This window comes from Novosphingobium sp. BL-52-GroH (assembly GCF_044813085.1).
Lineage (GTDB): Bacteria > Pseudomonadota > Alphaproteobacteria > Sphingomonadales > Sphingomonadaceae > Novosphingobium.
Genome location: NZ_CP171152.1, coordinates 1,458,793 through 1,483,433 on the forward strand (window position 1 = coordinate 1,458,793; position 24,641 = coordinate 1,483,433).

General features: G+C 64.6%; 16 protein-coding genes and 2 pseudogenes. 8 read left to right on the forward strand and 10 right to left on the reverse strand.

All coding sequences use genetic code 11. From position 1 onward, the window contains the following. Window positions 1-41: 41 nt before the first annotated feature. Both ACFFDA_RS19610 and ACFFDA_RS19615 read right to left on the reverse strand, forming a co-directional pair. Entirely contained in the window at window positions 42-620 is a 579-nt protein-coding gene (locus tag ACFFDA_RS19610) for a nitroreductase family protein (RefSeq protein ID WP_404482441.1), read from the reverse strand. Between the two features lie 239 nt (window positions 621-859). Next, window positions 860-1,807 (reverse strand): annotated as a pseudogene (locus ACFFDA_RS19615) (NADH-dependent flavin oxidoreductase); the annotation flags it as partial. A 118-nt stretch (window positions 1,808-1,925) separates the two neighbouring features. On the opposite strand from ACFFDA_RS19615, the gene ACFFDA_RS19620 reads away from it, so the two are divergent. The 3 genes and pseudogenes from ACFFDA_RS19620 to ACFFDA_RS19630 all read left to right on the forward strand — a co-directional run bounded on the left by ACFFDA_RS19620 (window position 1,926) and on the right by ACFFDA_RS19630 (window position 5,222). Next, a complete protein-coding gene (locus tag ACFFDA_RS19620; RefSeq protein ID WP_404482442.1) occupies window positions 1,926-2,819 on the forward strand; it encodes a LysR family transcriptional regulator in 894 nt (297 codons plus the stop codon). Between the two features lie 299 nt (window positions 2,820-3,118). Beyond that, window positions 3,119-4,021 (forward strand): annotated as a pseudogene (locus ACFFDA_RS19625) (tyrosine-type recombinase/integrase); the annotation flags it as partial. 7 nt (window positions 4,022-4,028) lie between these two features. Continuing rightward, the gene (locus tag ACFFDA_RS19630) at window positions 4,029-5,222 is read left to right on the forward strand and encodes an IS91 family transposase (RefSeq protein ID WP_404482443.1); all 1,194 of its coding nucleotides are present in this window, start codon (window positions 4,029-4,031) and stop codon (window positions 5,220-5,222) included. 456 nt (window positions 5,223-5,678) lie between these two features. On the opposite strand, the gene ACFFDA_RS19635 is transcribed toward ACFFDA_RS19630, so the two are convergent. The 8 genes from ACFFDA_RS19635 to ACFFDA_RS19670 all read right to left on the reverse strand — a co-directional run bounded on the left by ACFFDA_RS19635 (window position 5,679) and on the right by ACFFDA_RS19670 (window position 16,541). Next, a complete protein-coding gene (locus ACFFDA_RS19635; RefSeq protein ID WP_404482444.1) occupies window positions 5,679-6,389 on the reverse strand; it encodes a TonB family protein in 711 nt (236 codons plus the stop codon). A gap of 113 nt (window positions 6,390-6,502) precedes the next feature. Further along, window positions 6,503-9,037, reverse strand: a complete 2,535-nt coding sequence (locus ACFFDA_RS19640; RefSeq protein WP_404482445.1) for a TonB-dependent siderophore receptor — start codon at window positions 9,035-9,037, stop codon at window positions 6,503-6,505. A gap of 96 nt (window positions 9,038-9,133) precedes the next feature. Next, window positions 9,134-10,132: a FecR family protein gene (locus ACFFDA_RS19645; RefSeq protein WP_404482446.1), complete on the reverse strand. Its 999-nt coding sequence runs from the start codon at window positions 10,130-10,132 to the stop codon at window positions 9,134-9,136. A 102-nt stretch (window positions 10,133-10,234) separates the two neighbouring features. Next, window positions 10,235-10,729 (reverse strand): RNA polymerase sigma factor, encoded by a 495-nt coding sequence (locus tag ACFFDA_RS19650; RefSeq protein ID WP_404482447.1) that lies wholly within the window; start codon window positions 10,727-10,729, stop codon window positions 10,235-10,237. 407 nt (window positions 10,730-11,136) lie between these two features. After that, window positions 11,137-11,406 (reverse strand): hypothetical protein, encoded by a 270-nt coding sequence (locus ACFFDA_RS19655; RefSeq protein WP_404482448.1) that lies wholly within the window; start codon window positions 11,404-11,406, stop codon window positions 11,137-11,139. A gap of 47 nt (window positions 11,407-11,453) precedes the next feature. After that, window positions 11,454-13,232, reverse strand: a complete 1,779-nt coding sequence (locus ACFFDA_RS19660; protein WP_404482449.1) for a transferrin-binding protein-like solute binding protein — start codon at window positions 13,230-13,232, stop codon at window positions 11,454-11,456. Window positions 13,233-13,373: 141 nt separating this feature from the next. After that, on the reverse strand, window positions 13,374-14,903 hold the full coding sequence (locus ACFFDA_RS19665) for a transferrin-binding protein-like solute binding protein (protein ID WP_404482450.1): 1,530 nt from the start codon (window positions 14,901-14,903) through the stop codon (window positions 13,374-13,376). A gap of 342 nt (window positions 14,904-15,245) precedes the next feature. Next, window positions 15,246-16,541 (reverse strand): surface lipoprotein assembly modifier, encoded by a 1,296-nt coding sequence (locus ACFFDA_RS19670; RefSeq protein WP_404482451.1) that lies wholly within the window; start codon window positions 16,539-16,541, stop codon window positions 15,246-15,248. Between the two features lie 628 nt (window positions 16,542-17,169). On the opposite strand from ACFFDA_RS19670, the gene ACFFDA_RS19675 reads away from it, so the two are divergent. From ACFFDA_RS19675 to ACFFDA_RS19695, 5 genes are read left to right on the forward strand one after another with little or no spacing between them, the layout of a single operon-like run. Next, complete coding sequence (locus ACFFDA_RS19675) at window positions 17,170-19,386, forward strand: chondroitinase-B domain-containing protein (RefSeq protein WP_404482452.1); 2,217 nt, start codon at window positions 17,170-17,172, stop codon at window positions 19,384-19,386. Further along, window positions 19,383-21,581 (forward strand): heparinase II/III family protein, encoded by a 2,199-nt coding sequence (locus ACFFDA_RS19680; RefSeq protein WP_404482453.1) that lies wholly within the window; start codon window positions 19,383-19,385, stop codon window positions 21,579-21,581. The genes ACFFDA_RS19675 and ACFFDA_RS19680 overlap by 4 nt, the downstream gene beginning before the upstream one ends. A gap of 5 nt (window positions 21,582-21,586) precedes the next feature. After that, window positions 21,587-22,858, forward strand: coding sequence for an MFS transporter (locus tag ACFFDA_RS19685; protein ID WP_404482796.1), 1,272 nt, complete (start codon window positions 21,587-21,589; stop codon window positions 22,856-22,858). A gap of 4 nt (window positions 22,859-22,862) precedes the next feature. Next, a complete protein-coding gene (locus ACFFDA_RS19690) occupies window positions 22,863-23,615 on the forward strand; it encodes an SDR family NAD(P)-dependent oxidoreductase (protein WP_404482454.1) in 753 nt (250 codons plus the stop codon). A 14-nt stretch (window positions 23,616-23,629) separates the two neighbouring features. After that, the gene (locus ACFFDA_RS19695) at window positions 23,630-24,517 is read left to right on the forward strand and encodes a rhamnogalacturonan acetylesterase (protein WP_404482455.1); all 888 of its coding nucleotides are present in this window, start codon (window positions 23,630-23,632) and stop codon (window positions 24,515-24,517) included. The last annotated feature ends 124 nt before the right edge of the window (window positions 24,518-24,641 follow it).

Consider the following 24,641-nt stretch of genomic DNA (forward strand, 5'->3'; position numbering starts at 1 on the left):
TCGTTCACTGGACCAGATGTTAGGCCGCTCGGGTGCGGCGATCAGGTGTGGAAGGTGACGCTCTGGCCCAGATCATCCCGGCCCATTCGAACCCTGTTGGCGGGTGCGGTCTCGTCGGGGTGGCCGTACATGCCTAGATCGCCCGCAACACGGACACCATCGCCAACAAGAGGCATGAACAGCAGGGCAACGTGCGGGGCGCCGAAGAACGAGAAGTTGACCGAAGCCGCGCGGGCGCGTGCTTCGTGATCATCCCGCGTCACCCCGAGATTGCCGTAGTAGATCGCACCCTGTTCACGCCGACGCTCATCATAGCGCCCACGAAACCCGCCTTCATCCCGAGAGAAATCGGGCGTCAGGCGGCCGGCGTCATTGGCAGCGTACAGCGCGCGCGACAGCTCGTCCCGCTTGGCGCCACTGACAACGTGCATGTTCCACGGCTGCGTGTTGCAATTGGACGGGGCCTGCTGGGCATCCAGAAGAAGCTCGCAGATGAGATCGTCTGCGACCGGCTCCGGCTTGAATGCCCGAAAGGATCGCCGAGCCCGCACGGTTTCAGCGAAGGAGAGCATGATGTCGGCGCGCTGCGCGGGCGTCCCGGATGTCTGTTTGTGGACCATGATCGTGTCTCCGTGTGTATCCGCCGGGCAGGCTCAGGATGCCGCCGGTGCAAGCGGCCCTTCATCGACAGCGCAAACCATCCGGGCATGTTCGCGATGACGGCCCGGAGCTTCGCCGGGATCGCAAGCTCGGCCGCGCGGGACAGCTCGAGTGTGGTCGTCACCGAGCTATCGGCCTCCGCCTCGGCTGCATCCACCCAATCGGGATTCATCACGAGGGCCTGACCGACGGCGACCAGCGGCAAGCCCATTTTACGAGCGTGCACGGCCTGTGCCGGCGTCCGTACCTGCCCGGCTGCAACGAGCGGGATCCGCCCGGCGATGCGTGCAAGGAGATGCTCCACCATCGTAACGCCGTCGGCATCTTCGAGCGGCCGATCCTCCAGCAGGCTTGCGAGCGAGGCATGAACATAGTCGACGCCCGCATCGATGAGCCGGTCGACGAGGATGAAGCTCTCATCGATGCGCAGACCGCCGTCGCCTGGCTCTTCGGGAGAAATACGATAGCCGAGCGCGAACGGTCGTCCCGCTTCGGCGCTGATAACCCGGCGGACTTCGGCAACGACGGCGAGAGGGAAGCGCATGCGATTTTCCAGCGATCCGCCCCATTCATCGATTCGCCGGTTGGAGCGCGGCGACAGGAAGTTCTGGATCAGGAAACCATGGGCGCCATGCAGCTCGATCCCGTCGAAGCCTGCCAGTATCGCCCTGCGCGTCGCATCACCGAAAGCCGTGATGATGTCTGCGATCTCGACAGACGAAAGCGCACGGACTGGTGCACCCCCTTCCACAAAGGCGCCGGCCTCGATCAATCCAGCACTCGCGCTCACGACATCGCCATCCGGAACGAGGGTGGGCAACGCCTTGTTGCCGGCGTGGAAAATTTGAAGGATTGCCGGGGCACCACCGCATTTGGCCGCATCGGCGAGACGAGTCAGACTGGGCAGAAAATGATCGTCGTAGGATGCGAACTCGTCGGTGAAGCCGATTCCGTTGGGGGTCACATGGCTGCAGCCGGTAATGACGAGACCGACACCGCCGACGCGGGCCCTGCAATAACTGTCTTCCTCGTCCGAAACTGTGGCGTCGTCGTTTGCTGACCATGTCGTCATGGGGGCCATGACGATGCGATCTTTAAGGTTCAGGCCTGCGCTCAATTCAAGCGGTTCGAACAAGGGATTGTTCATCGCAAGGGTCCGTCCATGATCGTTGCCCGGGCGCGAGCATCTTGCCCATCAAGATAGACTGTTGGACCTATGTGAGTAGACGCCTAGGGTCGCTTGGGTTTATGTGAGATTTGCATATATGCGCCGTACCGAACTGAATGATCTTGCCGCGTTCGAAGTGGTTGCGCGCGAAGGCAGTTTCACGCGTGCAGCATCGACGCTCGGCATGTCGCAGTCGGCTCTGAGCCACGCTATGCGAGGTCTGGAAGAGCGGCTGAAGGTGCGCTTGCTGGCGCGCACGACCCGGTCGGTGTCGACCACAGAGGCAGGCGACATTCTGCTCCGCTCGCTACGCCCGGCGCTCGAGGACATTGCGTCCGGTCTCGCGCAGGCTGGTGCGTTCGGCGCCGCTGCGTCCGGTCCGCTTCGCATAACTGCGACCAAGAATGCCATTACCGCGGTCATCCTGCCGGTACTGCCAGCCTTCCTGGGCTCTCATCCGAACGTCACCGTCGAGATGATCGTCGACGACAACCTGACCGATATCGTTGCCAACCGCTTCGATGCCGGCATTCGGTTCGGCAACATCATTGGAAAGGACATGATTGCCGTTCGGATCGGACCGGACAGGCGCCGTGCGGTCGTCGGCTCGCCCGCCTACTTTGCAGCCAATCCGCCCCCCGAAAGCCCCCACGATCTCGGCCGCCATGATTGCATCGCGTACCGTCTGGTCAAGACAGGCGGCCTTTATGCCTGGGAGTTCGAGGAGGATGGCCGTCCGCTGGATGTGCGGGTCCGGGGATCGTTGGTCTTCAACGATACAGATCTGATGCGGGCATCCGCGATCGCCGGTATGGGAATGGCCTATCTCTACGATGATGATGCCGAAGAGGACATCCAGGCCGGCAGGCTGGTGCGGGTACTACGGGAGTGGTGCCCCTTGCTGCCTGGCTACTACCTCTATCATCCGAGCCGGCGACAAAGCCCGCCGGCTTTGGTCGCGCTGATCGCAGCATTGCGGAGCGGCTCCTGAGCGCAGCCGCTCGGGATCGCGAACGACCTGTCTGGCTGGAAGCCGCCTTATCCACGCCGCCTGAGAATTGCGGCAATGTCCAAGGCCTTGCCCTTCACAACCGCCCCTTATGAGACGCTCAGCGATCAGATTTCGGCCCCTGGGTGCAAGCCGTCCGGTTCCAGCAGCTCGCGACCCAACGCACGAACCCGCTCCGCGGGAGAGTCGCTTGGGGTGACGTAGCGTAGTATTTGTGAGGCTTTCGGCGGGGCGGCGTCGCCCGCCGACGGTGGAGTTCCTTTAACGGAGAGGGACTTACCATGGATGCTATCACGACCGCTGCCCCGACCCATTCGCTGCGTGAGCGGATGTTGCAGGACATGACGATGCGTGGCTTCGGGGCGCATACGCAGAAGGACTATATCCGGCATGTCCGGAGTTTCGCCGCGTTTCTGGGCCGTCCGCCAGATACGGCCACAATGGAAGACCTGCGGCGTTATCAGGTCGACCACCACGAGCGCGCCGTGGGACCGGCCACGATTAATGGGGCCGTGTCGGCACTGCGGTTCCTGTTCGGGATTACCCTGAAGCGCCCGGAGATGGCGCTGGTGCTCGTCGTCGTTCGCTTCACACCCAAACTGCGGGTGGTTTTGAGCGTCGAGGAGACAGCGCGGCTGCTCGAGGCTGCGCCAGGCATCAAGTACAAGGCGGCCCTCAGCGTGGCCTATGGCGCGGGCCTGCGAGTTTCGGAGGTTGCCCACCTCAAGGTCGATGACATCGACAGCACCCGGATGATGATCCGCGTCGAGCAGGGCAAAGGACGCAAGGACCGCAACGCCATGCTCTCACCGCACCTGCTGGACTTGCTCCGTCAATGGTGGCGCGAAGGCAAGCGGCGCGGAGTGATGCTACCTCATGGCTGGCTGTTCCCCGGCCGCAGCGGCACGGATTCGGTCTCGGCTCGCCAGTTGCACCGCGTCGTGCAGGAAGCGGCCGAGCGCGCCGAGATCCACAAGCGGGTAAGCCCGCATACACTGCGCCACTCGTTTGCCACTCACCTGCTCGAACAAGGCGTCGATATCCGGGTCATCCAGGTGCTGCTGGGACACGTGAACATCAACACGACCGGCATCTATACCCAGGTCTCGAGCAAGACGATGCGGGCGGTGGCCAGCCCGCTCGACCAGATCGTGGCCATGATGGAAGGCAGGGCCCCTCCCGGTTGCGCCGGTGCGCACCTCACTCGAGGTCGCCGATATCTTCCGGAGCAGCGGGTCGGCCTATCGCGCGGCCCATGCCGGGCACCTCAGCCTGGGCCAGCTCAAGGTCATGACGGCAATCGAGAACTGCCGCACCGCCGCGCTGGGCGGTCACGTCGAGGCCTGCGACGACTGCGGGCACTGGCGGGTCGCCTACAACTCGTGCCGCAACCGGCACTGTCCCAAATGCCAGGGCGCCGCCGCGCGCACCTGGCTGGCCGCGCGCGAGGCCGACCTGTTGCCGGTGGGCTACTTCCACGTCGTGTTCACCCTGCCTAACGAGGTCGCAGACATCGCCTTCCAGAACAAGGCGGTGGTCTATGACCTGCTGTTCCGCGCAGCCGCGGACACGATGCTGATCATCGCCGCCGATCCCAGGCACCTTGGCGCGCGGATCGGCATCACCGCCGTGCTGCACACCTGGGGATCGGCACTGACCCACCATCCGCACGTGCACATGATCGTGCCTGGCGGTGGCATCGCGCTCGACGGCACGCGCTGGATCTCGTCGCGCCCCGCATTCCTGCTGCCGGTGCGTGTGCTGGGCGCCTTGTTCCGTCGTCTGTTCCTCACTCGCCTGTTGGCATTGTTCGATGCCGGCAAGCTGGTCTTCTTCAGCACCTTGGCTGGCCTCGCGACACGCAAGGCCTTCGTGCGGCATCTCTCGCCGATCCGCAAGAAGCGCTGGGTGGTCTATGCCAAGCCGCCCTTAGCCGGGCCGCAGGCGGTGCTGGCCTATCTCTCGCGCTACACGCACCGGGTTGCCATCTCGAACCGGCGGCTCCTCGGCTTCGACGAGACCGGCGTGACGCTCCGCTACAAGGACTATCGCCGCCCCGCTGCTGAACGCCAGCAGGTCATGACGCTGGAGACCGACGAGTTCGTCCGCCGCTTCCTGATCCACGTTCTGCCGCGCGGCTTCCACCGCATCCGGCATTACGGCCTGCTCGCCAGTTCGACCCACAAGGACACCATGGCGCTGGCCCGCAGCCTGCTGGGCGTTGCTGTACCGGTCGAGGAGCCCGAACCCGAAGAACCTCCCGACCATCGCCCGCCATGCCCATGTTGCGGCGGGCACATGACCATCATCGAGGCCTTCGCCCGCTGGTGCCAGCCCCGCGCGCCACCATCATCGGCATCGCCAATCCGGGGCAATGCGCCATGATCCGGCATGGCTCAGGCTGCACGACGGTCACGCTCATCGCGTCTTGGCCGATGACCCAGTGCATGCCCATTCCGGAATCGAGCCCAGCGCAGGGCACCCCGACCAGCAAAACCTCCACCGCTCGCACTCTGACGCCGCACAAAGTCACGTTGATCCGGCCAGAACCGACACTTCCGGATCGGCATCGCTTACCCGTCCGAACCACCCAAAAGCCGCTTTACCCATAGACCAGCGCGTGGGGCCCGCGGGTTCCTGCACTGGAGGCTTTCGTACGCAAGCGCCTGAAACCCTTCGCAATTAATTATGGTCGTTCTCATGTTGGTACGGGAATGTCAGGTACGGTCCGAAACCGCCGTTCCGCGCCCTGATCCGCTTATTGTAGAGCCATAATGAGGTGCCATCCCCGCTATCGGCTTGCCCGGAAACCATGAAAAATTCATTCAATCTCGCTTATCGTCACCGCATGAAAAATTCGACTGGGACGACCAGTTCCAAGGGATCGCCTTTCACATCCTCGGGTGGCTTGGGTAAAGGCTGTGCCCTCTTGGGCAGGGCGAGCGCTTCCCGGTCCAGGGACAGGAACCCCGATGAGCGCTCCAGCCTGACCGATAATATTTTGCCCTGCCGGTCCATGACAAAATGGATATAGGGCACGCCCTGCTGCCGCGCGAAACGCGCGTCGCGGGGATAGCGCTTCACCTTGTCGAGCGCGCCGAGAACGAGGCCCTGCCAGGTCGGCTTGCTGCTCGATAACTGTGGTTCAGGTGGAGCAGGCTTGCTGACCGGTGCCGTAGTGTCCTTAACGGGAGGGCCCGGATCCTGCAGGCTGGGCTTTTCAGGCGGCGTCGCGGCGATGAGGGTAGGATTTGGGACTATGATTTTTGGCGTCTCGATTTCGGGCGCTTTGTGAACGGGTTCGTCTTGCTTCACTTTTTCCGGTCCCGGAGGAACTTCCCGAACCGGCTTGGGCGGTGCCGCCGATGGCGCGACATGGAAAACATTCAGGGTCGGCTGTGTCTTGGTTTTGCTGAAGGTCGTCCATGTCAGGAACATCCCGACAAGGACGATCAGCATGACCCCGATCGTACCTCCCAGTCCGAGGAGCCGGGTGTCCAATGGCACAGGCTGGTCGGCATAGCGTGTTGTCGGCAATGTCGGTTCAATCATCGGTTGCGATTCCGGCGAAGCGGAGCATGGACTGGTGGTTGGCAAGGCCATCATGAGGGACGCCATGGGTCGCCCCGGTTCGCGCCGTCAGACGATGAACCGGGGCGATGTGATTACCAGCGGTAGCTGAGGCGCGCGTTGATCGCGCGCCTGTTCCCGTAGAAAACCGAATTATAATAGAAGCCCGGCGTGAAATAGCGCTTGTCGGTGAGGTTGGTGCCGCTGACCGTCAGCGTCAGGCCATTCGCGCCGGGCAGCTGCCGACCAAAGTCATAGGATATGGCGGCATCGAACAGCGTGTATCCGGGGACGTCATATTGGATGCCGCTGGTCGTGTTCATCACCCCCATCGAACTGCCGATATAGCGCACGCCGCCGCCCAGCTTCAGCCCATCGGCAAAACCGCGATCGAATGCATGGTCCAGCCAAGCCGATGCCTGATGATGAGGCACGGACGCCATGCGCGATCCGACCTTGCTGATCCCGGATGCATTAGCGTTGTCTTCGGTGACGATCGCATCGGTATAGCTGTAGGCGGCCATCAGGTTCAGCCCATGCAGGAGGTTCGCCTTGCCCTCGAACTCGAAGCCGCGCGAACGCACTTCGCCTTCCTGGATCGAGTAACCACTGTTCACCGGATCGGTGGTCGTCACATTCCGCTGCGTGATTTCGAACAGCGAGGCCGTGAACAGGCCATTGAAGCCGAGCGGCTGATATTTCAGCCCGCCTTCCCACTGCCGTCCGGTCGTGGGCTTGAAGCTATTGCCGGAAAAATCGACGCCCGAGGAAGGCTGGAAGGAGGTAGAATAGCTGACATAGGGCGCAAGACCGTTTTCGAACTGATAGATCAGCCCGACCCGTCCGGTGAAGGCATGATCATCCGCCTTGCTGAGTGTCGATGCCAGATAGTTGTTGTCCTTCGAACCCACCCAGTCCTGACGCCCGCCGATCGACAGCACCCAACCACCCAGCTTCAACTGGTCCTGCGCGTAGATCCCCGTCTGGACGACCCGGCTGCGGGTATCGGTGGTGAGGTTGACGTTCCAGACAACCGGAGCACCATAGACCGGATTGGCGATGTCGATCACATGGTTCGTGGCGCCGCGACGGCTCTCCTTGCCATCATATTGGCCATAATCGAGCCCGACGATGAGGTTGTGCTCGATCGTTCCGGTCATAACCGTGCCTGCGACATTGCTGTCGATCAGGAAGCTATCGGTGGTCTTGGGCCGCTTCTGGAAGCCGAAAGTTGCGGTCGTTTCCGTGAACGAGCGATAGCCGCTCGCAACATAATCGACATCAGCATGCGAATAGCGGGCGTTCTGCCGGAACGTCCATTCGCCAAACACCTGGCTGAAGTCATACTCGATGGTGTAATTGTTGACCTCATATCGGGTTATGCCCGGTTCGCCTAGAAACAGGCTGGAGGGGAAACGGCCCGTCCGCGTTGTATAGGGGAAGATCGTACCCACCATCGGCAGGCTCTGTTCAGCGCCGCCCTTAACGGTCCTTTGATAGTTGCCCCGCACAGTGAGGCTGGTGCCATCGGCGGGCTTCCAGGTCAGGGCCGGAGCGATGTAGATGCGATCATCCGGGGAATGGTCGATCTGCGTGCCGCTATCGCGGTACAGGCCGGTCAGGCGATAGGTCAGCGCCCCGTCGCCCGACAAGGAGCCGCTGACATCGGCAGCCACCTGCTTGCGGCCAAACCTACCGCCTTCAAGCTGCAACTCGTGATAGGGCTTTTCCGTGGGGCGTTTGGTGATCAAGTTGACCAGCCCGCCCGGCGCGGCCTGTCCGTAGAGGATGGAGGCCGGACCTTTTAGTATATCGATGCGCTCATAGGCGAATTGTTCGATGTCGGTGTCATATTGGTTAAAACCGCTACGAAGGCCATCCTTGTAAAGGCCATAGAGATTGAAGGCGCGAAAGCCGCGGATATAGATATCCGGAGACCCCTGCCCGCCCGGATAATCGACCGCGCGGATACCCGGCGTATAGGCGATGGCGGCATTGAAGTCGGTCACGCCCCTGTCGTCCATCTCGTCACGGGTCACGACATTGACGGTCTGCGGCACGTCCAGGATCGACGTGTCGGTCTTGCTGCCCGTGGCGGTGCGCGTCGCGACATAGCCTGGGGGCGAAACGCTGGCGGATTGCTGCATCAGGGAGGCGGAGCCCCCTGCCGCGCTGTCGCCTTCAACGCGCACCGGGCCGAGCTGGATCGCGCTATCCGCTGCCTGAGGCGCCTGCTCGATGGTGACACGGTTGGCGCCCGTCATCCGGAATGTCAGTCCGGATCCGGTCAGGAGGCGGGACAGCGCCTCTATGGGGGCCATTCTTCCCTTGACGGCGGTGCTGCGGCGGCCGGCGACCTTGTCGGCCTCATAGACGATCTGGAGGCTGGCGCGCTGGGTCAGGACCAGAAGCGCGGTGTTCAGATCCTGGGCCGGAATGTCGAGGTCGAATTGACGCGCGCTCGCGGTCTGCGCGAGCGCGGCATTTGGCACGGCGATGCTGCCAACGGCTAACGCTGCCGCACATGCCGTCAGGGCCAGCAGACTATTGCCCTGAACCGCGCGCGACTTTTGGATAACCCCCATGAAACACCCTTTCGAAATGACGTCGTGACCTAATGCGATAATCATTCGCATTAGCTTGCCGCCAAGACGTCTGAGGCGATGGAAGTCGGTAAAGTTTTTTTCGCAGCCCGGAATTTTAGGCGATCCCGCGATTTGGGGCAGTCAGTAAAGCGCCGTCAGCAGGGGCGCGCTGATCCTGGTTGCCCCCACTTCGCTGGCCAGAGCGTCGATTGCGCCGTCAATGTCATTCCTTTCGAACACGCCGCTGACCCGTTGCGCCGCAAGCGCTTTGCCGACGATGAGGATTCGGCCCGCACGATAACGATTAAGTACCGCAATCACGTCCGAGAGCGGCGCACGATCGAATACCAACTGTCCCGATCGCCAAGCCAGCGCGAGATCGGCATTGGCCGGTTCGATCGCGCCAAATTGTCCGTCCCGGCCATATTTCACCCTTTGCCCGGGCGATATGACATACTGTCGTATCGGTGTTGAGGCATTGGAGGCGGCGACAGCGACCTGATGCTCCATGACCGTGACCACGACACCGCCAGGGGTGCGCTCGACCTGGAAGCGGGTGCCAAGGGCCTGGGACGCGCCGTTTTCCGCGTCGACGATGAAGGGGCGGTTTCCGGCGCGCGCCTTGGGAACCGCGCGGAAATAGGCCGACCCGGACAGGAGTTCCACGCGCCGGGCCGCGTTGTCGAAGCGAACGGCAATGGCGCTGGACGGGCCAAGATCGACATGGCTTCCGTCCTCTAGGCGGAATGATCCGTTTTGGGCGATCTGCGTCCGGAAATCTGCACGGAGATACACGATCGGATCACCGACCCAGGCTGTGACAAAGGCCAGGCACGCCGCGATGCCCGCCGATAATGCAACGGGATATCTCCAGCCCACCGACCCGTGCCTCTTCGTAACAGACTGGCTGGCCTGGCTTTGGCTGAAGCGACCGAGAGAGCCTGGATCGGGACCCAGCGCGCCCATTTGCGTCCAAGCCAACTCAGCGCTTTTGTAAGCGGCGGCATTTTCCGGGCGCTCGGCAAGCCATTGTTCGAACCGGATATGCGTTGCCGGGGTGACGCACTCGTCGCTTAGGCGCACGATCCATTCTGCGGCTTGCCGCCCGGCCGCCTCGCTTTCCTGCTGATCCCGGGACATGCTATCGTTTCTCCCTATCGGACAGACGGGCACGGGCTTTTTTCCCCGTTTCACCAGAACGTCTGAAGAGGGCTGTGTCAGTAAAATGGAGCGCGAAATTTCTCATGACTTCATGCGCCGCATGACGTGATGGACAGCGCGGGCAAGATGCTTCTGCACGGATGAATCCGATATGCCCAGCCGTTCAGCGGTCTCGGCATAGGTGGCGCCGTCGATGCGGACTGCTACGAAGACCTGTTGCGTGCGCTCCGGCAATTCCTCGATCACCCGCCTCAGACGCTCCAGCTCAGCCCGATCTGCGGCAATGTCTTCTGGTGACGGGGACTGGTCCTGAATGTCCGCGAGCCTGTCTGCATCTACCGTATCAGTCCGCCGGCGAAAGCTTTGCCGACTATGATCGACCGCAAGATTATGGGCTGTCCGATAGAGCCAGGCACGACCATTGGCGATAGCGCCTCCACCGCCTTCGGTCATCCGCAGGAATGCTTCCTGCGTCAGGTCGTCGGCCAGGGCCGGATCGCCCAGCCGCTTGGTGAGATACGCACGTATGCCTCGGCGATGCGCGGCATAAAGGCGAGTGAGCGCCTTTTTTGCCAAGACACATCCCCATGTTGTTACGAAGGCGCCATTAGGCAACATGCGAGAGATTCGCAATAACCGACGTTCAGCGACTGTTTGCCCACGCCTTCGGATCGGCACCGCCTTTTACCAAGCTGGCTGGCATTGTCTGTCGAACATCTCCCATATCCTTTTCCGCCGGAACTCGTCATTCGCGGTCGGCCTTAATCGAATATTTTCAGAGTATTAGACGGAATCGGAAATTCGGTTCGGAGCCTTTGTCCATCAATTGTCACGCGAGCAACGCCGGAGATTCGCTGACCGCCTCAAAATTGACGGCAAAATTCTGACCCAACCCTTTGATTTAAAAGCAGAACAGCGTTGTAGTTGCAAAACCGCCAAAGTGGACAAAGAATCGAACCGGCGAGAACTACAATAGCGATGGATCACCTGATGGATTTATTTGTCTGACAAATAATTAAGCGCCTGTAATAGAAAAGTTTAATTGGTTTATTCGATTCCGGCTCGTGTCCGTGTTTTTCCTGCCGCTCGGGCGGCACTTTTATGTAATTCCGCGCGAAGGTTGGCGTCGGGCGTTTGGCCATGCGCCGCCGGGCACAGGCCCTGGCTGTTGCAGCAGCGTAGCCCTCCCTGGCGCACATGTGCCGCAGTTGCCGAATGCCTTCACGGTGAACGGCGTACGCCCATTCGGTCACGAAGACGCTCGTTGCGTCCGCTCCCCGTAGCGGGGGACGGTCGCACTCTAATTTCGTTTGCCGAAGAAGGCACCCGAATACAGGGTCTCCCCCGGTGCGCCCGGCGAGGCCGACGTGTAGAACTCGAACGCGCCGCCGATCTCCTCTCCTCCAGGGCCATAGAGGCTGCCGCGAATGGAACCGCCGCTGCGCCCGGGGGCATCGAAGAGGAAGGTATCGAAGGAGTAAGCGTTGCCCGTGGCACCGAACGTCATGGCGGGAAGGTTGATACGCTCGTTCGCCGCCGTCCAGGCGGTCGCGTTCAAGGTGCCGTCGATCCTGGCGGTCGCGAAGTCGATATCAATCGCGGACGTCCCCTTCAACGTGAGCTGCGCCATGTCGGCAAGGCGTTCGCCAGATCCCAACACGGTGGCGTCGAAATGCGCTGTGCCCTTGGATGGCAGCGTGCCGTAGACGGTACGGACCCCGTAGGAGAACCAAGTGGACAGGCTCTGCCGCACGACCTCGCCGATGGGCCGATCTTCGCGCCAGTGGCCGAAGCTGCTGTACGTCAGCGCGATCTCGGGATTGCCGGCGCCGGGCCTGAACATCTCGAGCCGATAATTGCCGTTGTCGTTGTGCACCTCGTAGACGTCGAAGCGGCTGTCACTCTGCGCGGCGACCCGGTCGGCCTGGCGGAAGGTCACGTTCTGAAAGCGGGGATCGTTGATGAGGAACATGGGCGTCACGCCGCCATCGGCGTCGAACTCGACGCTCCCGAAGGTTGCGGGGAAGTAATAGGTCCCGCTCTCTGCAGACGTTGCTCCGGCTCGTTGCGAAGCGGCCGATGTTCCCTGGAACGAATAGTACTTGCGCGCACCCTGGTCCAGGACGGTCAGGCTGCCGTCGATGCCGTCGCGCAGGCGCGTGCCGGCGAAGGCGCCCGTGAATGTGGAGTCCGATCCATCGTACCCCAGGATGGTTCCGCCCACTTCCGCGCCTCCCGGGCCGTAGAGCGAGCCGGAGATCGAGGAGCGATAGCTGTTTCCTTCGCGCCCGCCGAAGTTGAAATAGCCGCTAAGCCCGCCGTTCGAACCAAGGTATCCCGCGCCTTGCCAGGTGGCGCAGCAGGTCGAATAGTCGGCATCGTTGTTGTACTCGCCCGCCTGCCCCGACATGGCGAAAAGGCCATGGGCGAAATCGATCGAGAAAGTGCCGTCGCCAATGACGCTGCGCGGGAAGTATCCGATGGGAGAAGCGACGCCGAACAGGTCGACGTCGTACGTCGCGCTTCCGCTGACGGGAACGTCGGCCGTCTTGGTGGGAAAGCCGTAGACGAAGACGTCGAACTGGAAATCGCTGGTGCCGGTGCGTCGCTGCCACAGGCCGAGGGAAACACTCCGCGTGCCGCCGCCCAGCCGCTGCGGGTTGAACAGGGTGAGTGATTCCCGGCCACCCTCGAACTGGCGACTGAAGAGGGCATCGCCGGTCTCGTTGTCACCGAGGGACTGCTCCTTGCCGAAGGTCGAGGAAACGCCGCTGCCGGAGACCGAATAGGCCTTGGCACCGGCATCGTAGCGGAAGGTCAGCGCCGCACTCTGCGCCGATGAGGTCGTCACCACATCGCCCTGCTCTGCAAGGCGCTGCGTCGTATGCGTTGATGAGGTCGCGAACGCGGTGGTGCCCGTGGTAACGCCGAGCGCAGGGGACGTCGGGGTGGGGGTCGGAGCGGGCGTCGGCGTCGGCGTCGGCGTCGGCGTGCTGTTCACGCCTCCGCTGCCGCCGCCGCACGCCGAAAGTGCCAGTGCCATGCCTAGCGCGGCTGCGCCCATGAAATTCCGTTGCATCGTCATCCCTGCCTGCCTCACTCGGACGGCCGAACCCACGCCAGGTTCGGCCGATCTGCTCGTATGCTCATCGTAAATTTGATTGAGGGACCGGCCTTCTTCTCCACCCGGCATCGCCGACCCGTCCGTCCCCCTGCCAGATCATTTGCGAGCGCCCAGGGCAACACCGACAAGTTGGCCCAGGACCGGGTCCTGCACATTGAATGCCGCTGCATATTCCTGCGCCTTGTCGCCATAGAAACGGCCGGCCAGGCTCCCGGCCCCGCCGCTCCACGCTGCCGCGAATGACGCGGCGTAGGTGTCGATCGCGCCGTTGAACTCGTACTTGCCCAGGGCGGTCGAACCACCGCCCGCATCGAGCCTTACGGGGGACAGGCTGGCTGCAAGCGCGCCGGTGGCGAAGTTGGCGGTCAGCTCGGAGCGGCCGTTCAGCGATGCCAGCGACTTCTTGCCGTCGGTGATGTCGCCAAAGAGCAGGCCCGCGAAGCTGGCGCTGCCGGTTCGCGGCATCTGGTCCGGCGCGGTGGCGTTGCCGAAGCCGATGTATCCGCTTCCCTGGTCGATCACTTTGCCGTCGAGGTCGGTTCGAACGGCAGAAACCTGCATGAAACTGGCGTAGGTCAGTTCGATGCCCTGCGCCTTCCCGTCGAAGACGCCCATCGTGTACTGTATTTTCCCGTCCACCGTCGCCTGGGCGGCGCCGTAGGTGCGCATGTCCGGAGTATCCTTGTCGGGCGTCCGGTTCGCCGGCCCGTAGGTGATGCCGAACCCCAGCGGGATTCCTTGACCGCCGACGACGTAGGTCTGCGTCACGGCGTTGTAGATGATCGCCTCGCCCAGCGGATTGCCCAGCGGCTGGGGCGTGAAGGATGCCTCGGCGGTGCGGAAGCGGGTCGTTCCTTCGAGATTGGCAAGGGTATCGTCCGCATAAGTCTTGGCGATGCCGTATCCGGCGAACGCGAGGCTGAAGAACAGCGGCCCCGATGCACCGTAGAGCGTCCCGCCGATGTCCTTGGCGCCGGGGCCGTAGAATCCCCCGTCAAGATCGCCCGCGTAGGTATCTGCAGTCCCCGCGGTCGCGGTGAAGGTGCCGGCAAAGCGGTTCTCGCCTGCGGCGATCGTGCCCTTCGCCTTGACGTCCCCTGGGCTTTCCACGCCCATGATGCCACCGCTGGGCCAGTTGAACGAATACGTCTTACCCACGATCTCCAGCGAACCTCCGGCGAAATCCACCAGCGCGGTTCCGCTGCCGCCCATCTGGAGCAGGCTGTCGGTTGCCAGCGAGGTCCGGGTGCCCATGAACGAAAGCGCGTAGGATGCGCCTCCGGTGCGAGGCACCGTCGATGCCTCGCTGGGCAGTCCGAAGGCGAAATCGATCGAGCGGAACGTGTCGATGCCGGTCGGCACGTCACGCTGCCGGACCAACATCTGCCCGAGCGCCACGTACTCGGGGGCAGTGGTCCACTCGGACCGATAGCCCCAGTTCAGGTCCAGCCTGGTCGTGGTGTCCCCTGCGGTTTTCTCATATCGGGTAAGGTTCGAGGCCTCGATCGCCACGTCGGCGGGCGTGAAGGTGGTTGCCTCCGCATCTGCGGTGAGCGTGACGCTGTCGGAGACCGCGTCGTAGGCAAGGGTTGCACTGGCCGCTTTCCCGCCCGACGCCGACTTCACCCGCCCCACATCGTAGGTAGCACCCGACAGGTTCGCTTCGGCCGAAAAGCTGGTCGTGACGCTGGGCTTCCTGACGGGTTGGACCGGTGCAGGTGTGGGCGTAGGCGTAGGCGTAGGTGTAGGTGTAGGTGTAGGCGTCGGTGTGGGAGTGGGAGTGGGAGTGGGAGTGGGAGTGGGAGTGGGAGTGGGAGTGGGAGTGGGCGTCGGCGTCGGAGGCACGGGCGTACTGGTTGTGCTTCCCCCGCCGCCGCCACAGGCAGAGAGCGTGAGGCTGAGGGCGGCCAGCGAAGCCGTCGCCGAAAGACGCGCGATACTCATCGAAGTCATGAACCTTGCCCTTGCTCAGAACGCCGACGTCACGCCGAACTCGGCGGCCACGCGGCGGTAGTCGTATATCTCGATCGAAGAGCGGTTGCGCTCCCATTTGAGGCGGACCAGCGGCGCGAAGCTGCCCAGGTGCAACGCCCGCAAGGTCGCCGCGATGCTGGCGCTGTAACGGTCCTCGACACGCCGGTTCGGGTAGAGGAACAGTCGCGCGTCGGCTTCGAGGTGGCTGTATCCCAACGTGCCCACCAGCGTCGTGCGCCCCAGCTCGCGGAACAGATAAGCCGAGGCTCCCCCCATCGCCAGCGAGTAGCCCGGATCGCGCGCCGCCTCGCGAAACCCGAAGGCCTGCACACCGCCGCCGAAGCGCGCACTGAAGGCCCGATCGAAGCTTGCGGAGAGCGTGAAGTCGTCCGCCGTCTGCAACGCGTTGCGGCGGTTGTTTACATGGGCGATATTGCCGTCGAGGCGCACCTGCCCGCGCTTGCCCACCGGCCGCTGCCAGCTCACCCCGCCCCCTATCGTGGTGCTGAACAGCTGTCGCCCGTACCAGCGCCGCGCCGGGCCGGCCGAAAAGGTCAACTGGTTGCCGCCCCAAGTGTACTGCGGCCCGGCCTGCAACGCCACGGTCACGTCGTCGAAGTCTGCCTCGCGGTAGAGCTTCGCATCGGTCGAAGCGCGCACGAGCAGGTCGGTACCCGGCTCGATACCCAGGCGGAAGTAACCCTGCCCCTGCAGGTCGAGACCCACGCCCGACTGCGCGCGGGCGTCGTCGTCGAGCGTAAAGTCGCCGATCACGGTGCCCAGGGTGTCCGATCGCGTGGCCCGGTTGATGTTGCTGTCCGGTGCGATCGCCACTTCGATCGACCCGCCCAGCGGCTTTCGCGCATTGAGCGCCCGCGAATAGAAGCGCACCAGCTGTTCCACCGCCGAGGGTAGCCCCGCCGCTTGCGCGGCGCGCAGTTCCTTGCGGGCCGCGCCCATGTTGCCGAGCATCGCCTGCATGCGCGCCAGCTCCAGACGCACGCGTGCCGCGCCGGGCTTGTCGTCGAGAATGCGGCGGAATTCGAGCGCGGCATCGCCGTAGCGCTTGAGATCGTCGGCCAGCATCAGGCCGAGACGGAAACGCGCCTCGGTGCGCAACTCGATGTCAGGATCGCGCGTCAATGCGGCATAGGCGGTCTCGGCGGTGGCGAAATCACCCTTCTCGCGCGCTTGCCCGGCCAGCGCGAAGACTTGCGCGGCCGACAGATGCGTTTGCGCAACAACCGGCGGCGGCAAGACGCCCGTGTCCTGTGCACCGGCACCGCTCACGATGCCCGCCAGCATCGTCGCGACCAGCAGTCGACGAATTGAAATGACACACCCCCGTTTGGGTGGGGTTTACCGCAACGGAAGAATTGCTGTCCAGATATATGCCTTGCATTTCAAAAATATAATTCCTGAGTATTCTTACGAACCCGGCCGGGCGACGGCGAGATATTCGTGCTGTGTGCGGCACTCAGGAAAGCGGCCCGCTCTCCCGCGTGCCGCCAAGCTAAGGGCGTCTCTCCCGATCAAGCGGGGCATGACCGCCGACGGTTCGAGCGGCAGCAGGACCCAGGTGCCCCCTGCGCCATACCCAGCCCCCATCCCGAAACCGTAGCCAGCCCGACACGCGTGGGACCCCGCCTTTCGCGGGATGACGGGCTATGCCGGAAAGCTGCCGGTGCGAACTCCTCCCCGTTGGCGCAGCCGGTGCGCAGGCGGCGCTGACGCAGTCGAAGGGGCGATTGCGGTAGGAACATGGCCGCCAAATCATACTTACCATTTTAACATGCCATTTGTTCAGTCCAATATACGATTCAAGGTATGAACATATATTGCACTTCTCCGCATTAGGATGTAGGCCAATCCCTAAGACCGACCTTGAGGCGGCTTCAGGACGGAAGGGGATTTTGCGTTGAAGGCCCGTTCGATCAGATTTGCATGCGGCGCTGCACTGCTCGCCGGCATTTCCGGCCAGGCATGGGCCGGTGACTACCTCGTCCGCACCCAGGCGGAATACCGCGCCGCCCTCGCGAGGGTGAAACCCGGCGACACGGTCCGCCTCGTCGACGGGGAATGGAAGGACTTCGCCGTTCTCTTCGAAGGCACGGGCACCGCGACCCGCCCGATCACCCTTGCCGCCCAGACCAAGGGCAAGGTCATCCTTTCCGGCACGTCCAGCCTCCGGATGTCCGGGTCCTATCTCGTGGTGTCGGGCCTGGTGTTCCGCAACGGCCACGCCCCGGGCGACGAAGTCGTCAGTTTCCGGCGCGATTCGCGCAACGTCGCCACGCATTCCCGGCTCACCGAAGTCGTCGTCGACCATTTCAACCCACCCGACCGCCGCAAGGAGGACCGCTGGGTCTCGCTCTATGGCCACGACAACCGCGTCGACCACAGTTGGTTCGCGGGCAAGGGCAACGCGGGCGTCACGCTCGCCGTCATCCGGCCCAAGGGACAACCGGACGCGAACCGCCATCTCATAGACCACAACTACTTCGGTCCGCGCCCGCCCCTGGGCTCCAACGGCGGCGAGACGATCCGCATCGGCACCAGCGAGGAATCCCTGTCGGATTCCGCAACCGTGGTCGAAAGCAACGTGTTCGACCGCTGTGACGGCGAGGTCGAGATCGTTTCGGTGAAGTCGGGCGGCAACGTCGTGCGGGGGAACCTGATCTATCGCTCGCAGGGTTCGGTCGTGCTGCGCCACGGCAACGGCAACCTGGTCGAACGCAACGTCTTCCTGGGCGGCGGCAAGCTCCATACGGGCGGCGTCCGGGTCATCAACGCACGGCAGATAGTGCGCGACAACTACATGGAAGGCCTGGCGGGAACCGATTTCACGAGCGCGCTCGCGGTGATGAACGGGGTGCCGGGCTCCGCGATCAATCGCTATCATCCGGTCTCGCGCGCCTCGATCGCCGGCAATTCGATCTTCGATGCGGCCCGGGTCACGCTCGGGGCAGGCGCGGATGCGGAGCGCTCGGCCCCGCCGTCGCAAAGCGGGATGCAGGGCAACCTGGTGACGGGCGCGCCCGACCTCTTCCGCATCGACGCCGACATGCGCGGGATGACGCTGGCCGATAACGTGACCGATGCCATCGTGCCCGCGGCGCTTTCACAAGGTCTTCGCCATGGCCGCGTGGCGCTGGCCCGGGCGTCCAACGGCCTGCTCTATCCCACCGACCCCGCGCTGGCCAAGCTTGGCGCACCGCGCGATCTCAAGCCGGTGACGCTCGGTGACGTCGGGCCGAGCTGGTACGCAAAAGTGGCGGACAAGGCCGCTTTCGGAACCGGCCGGACCCTCGCCGTAGCGCGGAACGGGCTCGCCGATTCGGTCGCCCGGGCCGAAGCGGGCGATGTGCTCCGGCTCGAGAGCGGACGCTACGCCGTCGCGGCGCCGCTGCACATAACGGTGCCCCTGACACTCGCCGGGCCCAGGGACGCTGAGATCGTCTTCGCCGCGCCCACGCTTTTCGCCCTCGAGGAAGGCGGTCGCCTCCGGATCGAGGGCCTGACCATCCGGGGCGACGACGCGCCGCGGCAGGCGGGCAATGCCGTGGTGCGCTCGGCCCCTGCCTCGACCATCGCCAACTACGCGGTGGAAATCGACGGCACCGCCTTCGCCGGCATGGACGGCGCACCGGGCTTCGACCTGATCGCCACCACCGCCGGGACCTTCGCCGATCACATCGCGTTGCAGGGCGTCACAGTGTCCGGCCTCTCCGGTACAGTGCTGGCCGCGGCGGCGGAGACCGGAGCCAAGGGCCTCTACGCGGCCGAAGCCATCCGCATCACCGGATCGCAGTTCGAGCGCGTCGGCGGTCTCGCCGAAATCCTGCGCGGCGGCACCGACGAGAGCACTTTCGGTCCGCAGTTCACCTTCACCGGCAATGCAGTCACGCAAGGCGGCGAACTCGGCCTCTCGGGCGTCCAGTCCGCCGTAATCGAGAGCAACACCTTCCGCCGCAGCGCTGCGATCGCCGTCGCCCACAGCGTCGGCGCGCCGCAGACGCGGATCGTGGGCAACCGGTTGATCGACACCCCGGAGCCAAGGATCACCAAGCTCTATCCGCAAGGCACCCCGAACGTGCAGGTGTCCGACAACCTTCGCAGCGGAGACGCCTCATGATTGCCCGCTCGTTCTTCCTGGGCGCCGCGCTGCTGGCGCTGACGCCGCTCACCGCCCACGCCGCCGCCCCTGACGATGGCCATCCCGTGCTGATGGACGCAGGCAAGCTCTCCGCCCTCGCCACCCAGGCCGAGCGCTATCCACTGTTCGCCGGCGACCTCGCCCGCACCCGCAAGGAAGTGGACGCGGCGATGGGCAAGGGCATCGACGTGCCCGTCCCCAGGGACCCCGGCGGCGGCGCCAGCCACGAACAGCACAAGCGCAACTACCAGGCGCTCTACGGCGCCGGCCTGCTCTACCGCATCACCGGCGAGCGCCGCTATGCCGACTACGCACGCGACATGCTGCTGGCTTATGCGAAGCTCTACCCCACACTGGGCGCCCACCCCGCCGCCTCCAACCAGGCCGCCGGCCGCCTGTTCTGGCAGAGCCTCAACGACAGCGTCTGGCTGGTCTACGGCATCCAGGGCTACGACGCGGTGCGCGAGGCGCTGACCCCGCAGGACCGCAAGACGATCGACGACAACGTCTTCCGCAAGATGGCGCAGTTCCTCTCGACCGGCTCGCCCAAGGTGTTCGACCGCATCCACAACCACGCGACCTGGGCCAATGCCGGGGTCGGCATGACCGGCTACGTCCTGCGCGACCAGGACCTCGTCGACAAGGCGCTGCTGGGCCTCGACAAGAGCGGCAAGGCCGGGTTCCTGCGCCAGCTCGACCTGCTGTTCTCGCCCGATGGCTATTATGCCGAAGGGCCCTACTACCAGCGCTATGCCCTGCAACCCTTCGTGATCTTCGCCGATGCGATCGAGGCCAACGAACCGCAGCGCCGCATCTTCGCCTATCGCGACGGCATTGTCCTGAAAGCCATCCGCACGACGATCCAACTCACCTACGACGGCTATTTCTTCCCCCTCAACGACGCGATGCCCGACAAAAGCCTGCGCACCGAGGAACTCTACCAGGCCGTCGCCACAGGCTATGCGATGACGCACGATCCGGCGCTGCTTTCGATCGCGCAATGGCAGGGAAGAACGGTGCTCACCCCGCAGGGCCTCGAAGTCGCGCGCGATCTGGCGGGGGGCAAGGCGAAACGCTTCCCCTTCGCCTCGATGCTGTTGCGCGACGGGCCCGGCGGCGACCGGGGCGGCCTTGCGATCCTGCGCACCGGACCCGGCGACAAGGACCAGGTCCTCGTCGCCAAGAACACCGCGCAGGGCATGGGCCACGGCCATTTCGACAAGCTGAACTGGCTGCTCTACGACAACGGCGAGGCGATCGTCACCGACTACGGTGCAGCGCGCTTCCTCAACATCGAGGCGAAGGACGGCGGCCGCTACCTGCCCGAGAACGAGAGCTGGGCCAAGCAGACCGTCGCCCACAACACCCTCGTGGTGAACGAGGCCAGCCACTTCGACGGCAACGAGAAGCTGGCCGACACCCTCGCCCCGCGCCAGCTCTATTTTTCCGGCGACGGCCCCACCCGCGCCTCGATCGCCGAGATGACCGGCGCCTATCCGGGCGTGACGTTCCGGCGCGCGCTGGTGCAGGTTGAGGTCGAAGGCCTCAAAAGCCCGATGGTGCTCGACCTGCTCAAGGTGAAGGGCGGCAAACCGGCGCGCTACGACCTGCCCCTGCACTTTGCAGGCCACCTCATCGACACCGGATTCCCGCTGCAGTCCAACGTCGCGACGCGCCCGGTGCTGGGCAAGGCCAACGGCTACCAGCACCTGTGGGTCGACGCCACGGGCAAGCCCGGGGCCGACGACGGCGTCGTCACCTGGATCGAGGACGGGCGCTTCTACAGCTACCGCGTCGCCACGCCCGGCGTGACGATGATCCTGGGCGAAAGCGGCGCCAACGACCCGCGCTTCAACCTGCGGCGCGAGCCTTTCGTGATCCAGCGGCTCGACGGCGCGCGCGATGCCGCCTTCGTCAGCCTGCTCGAACCGCACGGCCGCTACGACGCCGCGGCCGAGACCACCACCGGCAGCGCCAGCGCGGTCAAATCGCTCGTCCACGAACGACAGGCCGACACGGACCTGGTGACGATCACCTTGCGCGACGGGCGCCGGATCGTGCTCGCGCTGGCCGACGATACCGACCCCGCACGCAGTCATTCGGCGAAGATCGCCGGCAAGGCGCAAGGCTGGAAAGGCCCGGTCAGCCGCTTCGATCTGGAGGCCGTGAAGTGAAGAACATGCGCTGGATGGTCATCAGCCTGATCGGGCTGGCGACGGTCATCAACTACATCGACCGCAACGCGCTGGCCGTCATGTGGCCGGCCGTCTCCAAGGAGATCGGCGCCGACAAGTCGGACTACGCCCTGCTGGTGACGATCTTCATGATCGCCTACGCCTTCGGCCAGTCGGTGTTCGGCAAGATCTTCGACGTGATCGGCACGCGCATGGGCTTTGCCGCCTCGATCCTGTTCTGGTCGCTGTCGATCGGCTTGCATTCGGTGGTCCGCTCGATCGGGCTGCTCTCGGTGCTGCGGGTGACGCTGGGCGTCAGCGAGGCGGGCAACTGGCCCGGCGCCGCCAAAGCCAACGCGCTGTGGTTCCCGCAGAAGGAGCGCGCGCTGGCGCAAGGCATCTTCAACGCCGGCGCATCGCTGGGCGCGATCGTCTCGGCGCCGCTGGTTGCGCTGCTGTTCACCGGCTTCGGCTGGCGCACGACGTTCCTGGTGATCGGCATTCTCGGCTTCCTGTGGCTGCTGCCGTGGCTGTTCTTCTACCGCGCCGACCCCGACGCCCACCCCTGGCTGACCCGGGCCGAACGCGATCACATCCTGGGCAACGAGGCCGGCGAAACCACCGTGAAGGCGCAAGGGTATGCCCCCGGCTGGACCGAGATGCTGCGCCACCGCCAGAGCTGGGCGATCATCCTGGGCCGCTTCTTCCTCGATCCCGTGTGGTGGCTGTTCGTCTCGTGGCTACCGATCTACCTTGCCGAGACCTTCGGCTTCGACGTCCAGCAGATCGGCCTGTTCGCCTGGGTGCCTTTCGTCGGCGCGATGGCGGGCAGCCTCACCGGCGGCTGGCTTTCGGGCTGGCTGATCCAGCGCGGACGCAGCGTCAACTTCGCCCGCAAGCTCGCGATCACGCTGGGCTGCGTCATCATGCTGCCCCCGCTGCTGCTGACGATGACCGCCGCGACACCGCTCTATGCGGTGCTGCTGATCGCGGTGATCCTGTTCGGCTTCCAGATGGCGATCAACAACATCCAGACCCTGCCCGCCGACTACTTCGGCGGCGGCACCGTCGGCTCGCTGGCCGGCCTGGGCGGCACCGCCGCGATCGCCGGAACGCTTGTCACCACCTGGCTGGTCCCGGTGATGACCGAACACGGCTACGCCCCGATCTTCGCGCTGGCCGCCGCGCTGGTGCCCGTATCCCTCCTGTGCGTCTGGCTGCTCGGCGGCCGGATCGCGCCGATCACCTCCCCCTCTCAACCAAATAACGAGGTTTAAGCCCATGCGTTTCAAGGACAAGATCGCCATCGTCACCGGCGGCGGCCGCGATATCGGCAAGTCGGTATCGCTCCAGCTCGCCCGCGAAGGCGCCAAGGTGGTCATCAACTACCACAGCAACCGCGCGGAAGCCGAAAAAACCCTTGCCGAGATCGAGGCCGCCGGCGGCACCGCGATCATCCACCAGGCCGATGTCAGCCGAGCCGAGGGCGTTACCGGCCTGATCGCCGCTACCACCGCCGCCTATGGCGATACCATCGACTTCGTCGTCAATCTCGCCGGCGGCATGGTCGCGCGCAAGACGCTGGCCGAGATGGACGAGGCGTTCTTCGACCACGTCATGGACCTCAACCTCAAGTCCGCCTTCCTGGTCACCAAGTTCGCCCTGCCGCACCTTGCCAACGGCAGCGCGGTGGTCAACATCGCCTCGCTCGCCGGCCGTGACGGCGGCGGCCCGGGCGCCACGATCTATGCCGCCTCCAAGGGCGCGATGATGACCCTGACGCGCGGCTGGGCCAAGGAACTGGGCCCCCAGGGCATCCGCGTCAACGCGGTGTGCCCGGGCCTGATCGGCACCAGCTTCCACGACATCTTCTCCAAGCCCGAAGGCCGCGCCGCCACCGCCGGCAACACCCCGCTGCGCCGCGAAGGACATCCCGACGAAGTCGCTACCGCCGTCGCCTTCCTGCTGTCCGAGGAGGCCGCGTTCCTGACCGGCGTGAACCTCGACATCAACGGCGGCCTGTTCTTCTCGTAACCGGAGCGACGACGATGATGCGCAAGGCATGGATGGCGGCAGCGGCGCTGGCGCTGCTCGCAGCCGGGGCGGGAGCCCAGGATTCCAACGGCGATCCGGACAGCAGCAAGGGCCGCACGGTGCGAACCGACGCGGAAAAGCTGGTGCCCTACAAGATCGTCCTCGTGGGCGATTCCACGATGGCGCCGATGAGCGGCTGGGCCTCGCTGTTCTGCGCGCATCACGTCAAGTCGTCGGTCGCCTGCCTCAACCTCGGCCGGGGCGGGCGATCGACGCGCAGCTATCGTCAGGAAGGGTCCTGGGACATCGCTCTCGCCGAGGCGCGGGTCCCCGAATACCGACGGACCTACGTGCTGCTCCAGTTCGCCCACAACGACCAGTCCACCGTCGCCGAACGCTGGACCGAGATGGACAAAGAGTTCCCCGCCAACTTGCGCCGCATGGTCGAGGAGGTCCGCCAGGCCGGTGCGATCCCGGTCCTCCTCACCCCCCTGACCCGCCGCGAGTTCGTGAAGGGCAAGCTGAACAACACGCTGGAGCCGTGGTCCGCAAAAGTCCGCGAAGTGGCCAGTGCTCTCAAGGTCCCGCTGGTGGACCTCAACGCCGCCAGCGCCGCCGCTGTGCAGCAGTTGGGCCCCGAACCGTCCATGGCCCTGGCCCAGACGGCCCCCAACGACACCGAGCGCAACGCAGCCCGCACCGGCACCACCCTCAAGCCCCGGCCCGCCGCCGAGGCCCGCCTGCCCGACCTGCCGACCACTCCCGACGGCCCGCGCGGCCAGTTCCAGCGCAAGTTCGACTATACCCACGTCGGCGATGCCGGCGCCGATCTCTTCGCCACGCTGGTCGCCCGCGACCTCGCCCGCGCGGTGCCGGAGCTGCGCAGCCAGATCGCGCCATAAGCCCCGTCATCCCGGACCTGATCCGGGACCGTGAGGTACACTTCGGGCGAGAGCTTACCGCAGGCCACTGCGGCGTGGCTTGTGTGCTCAAGCCCCCTGGCGCTGCCTGCAGTACCGGATCAGG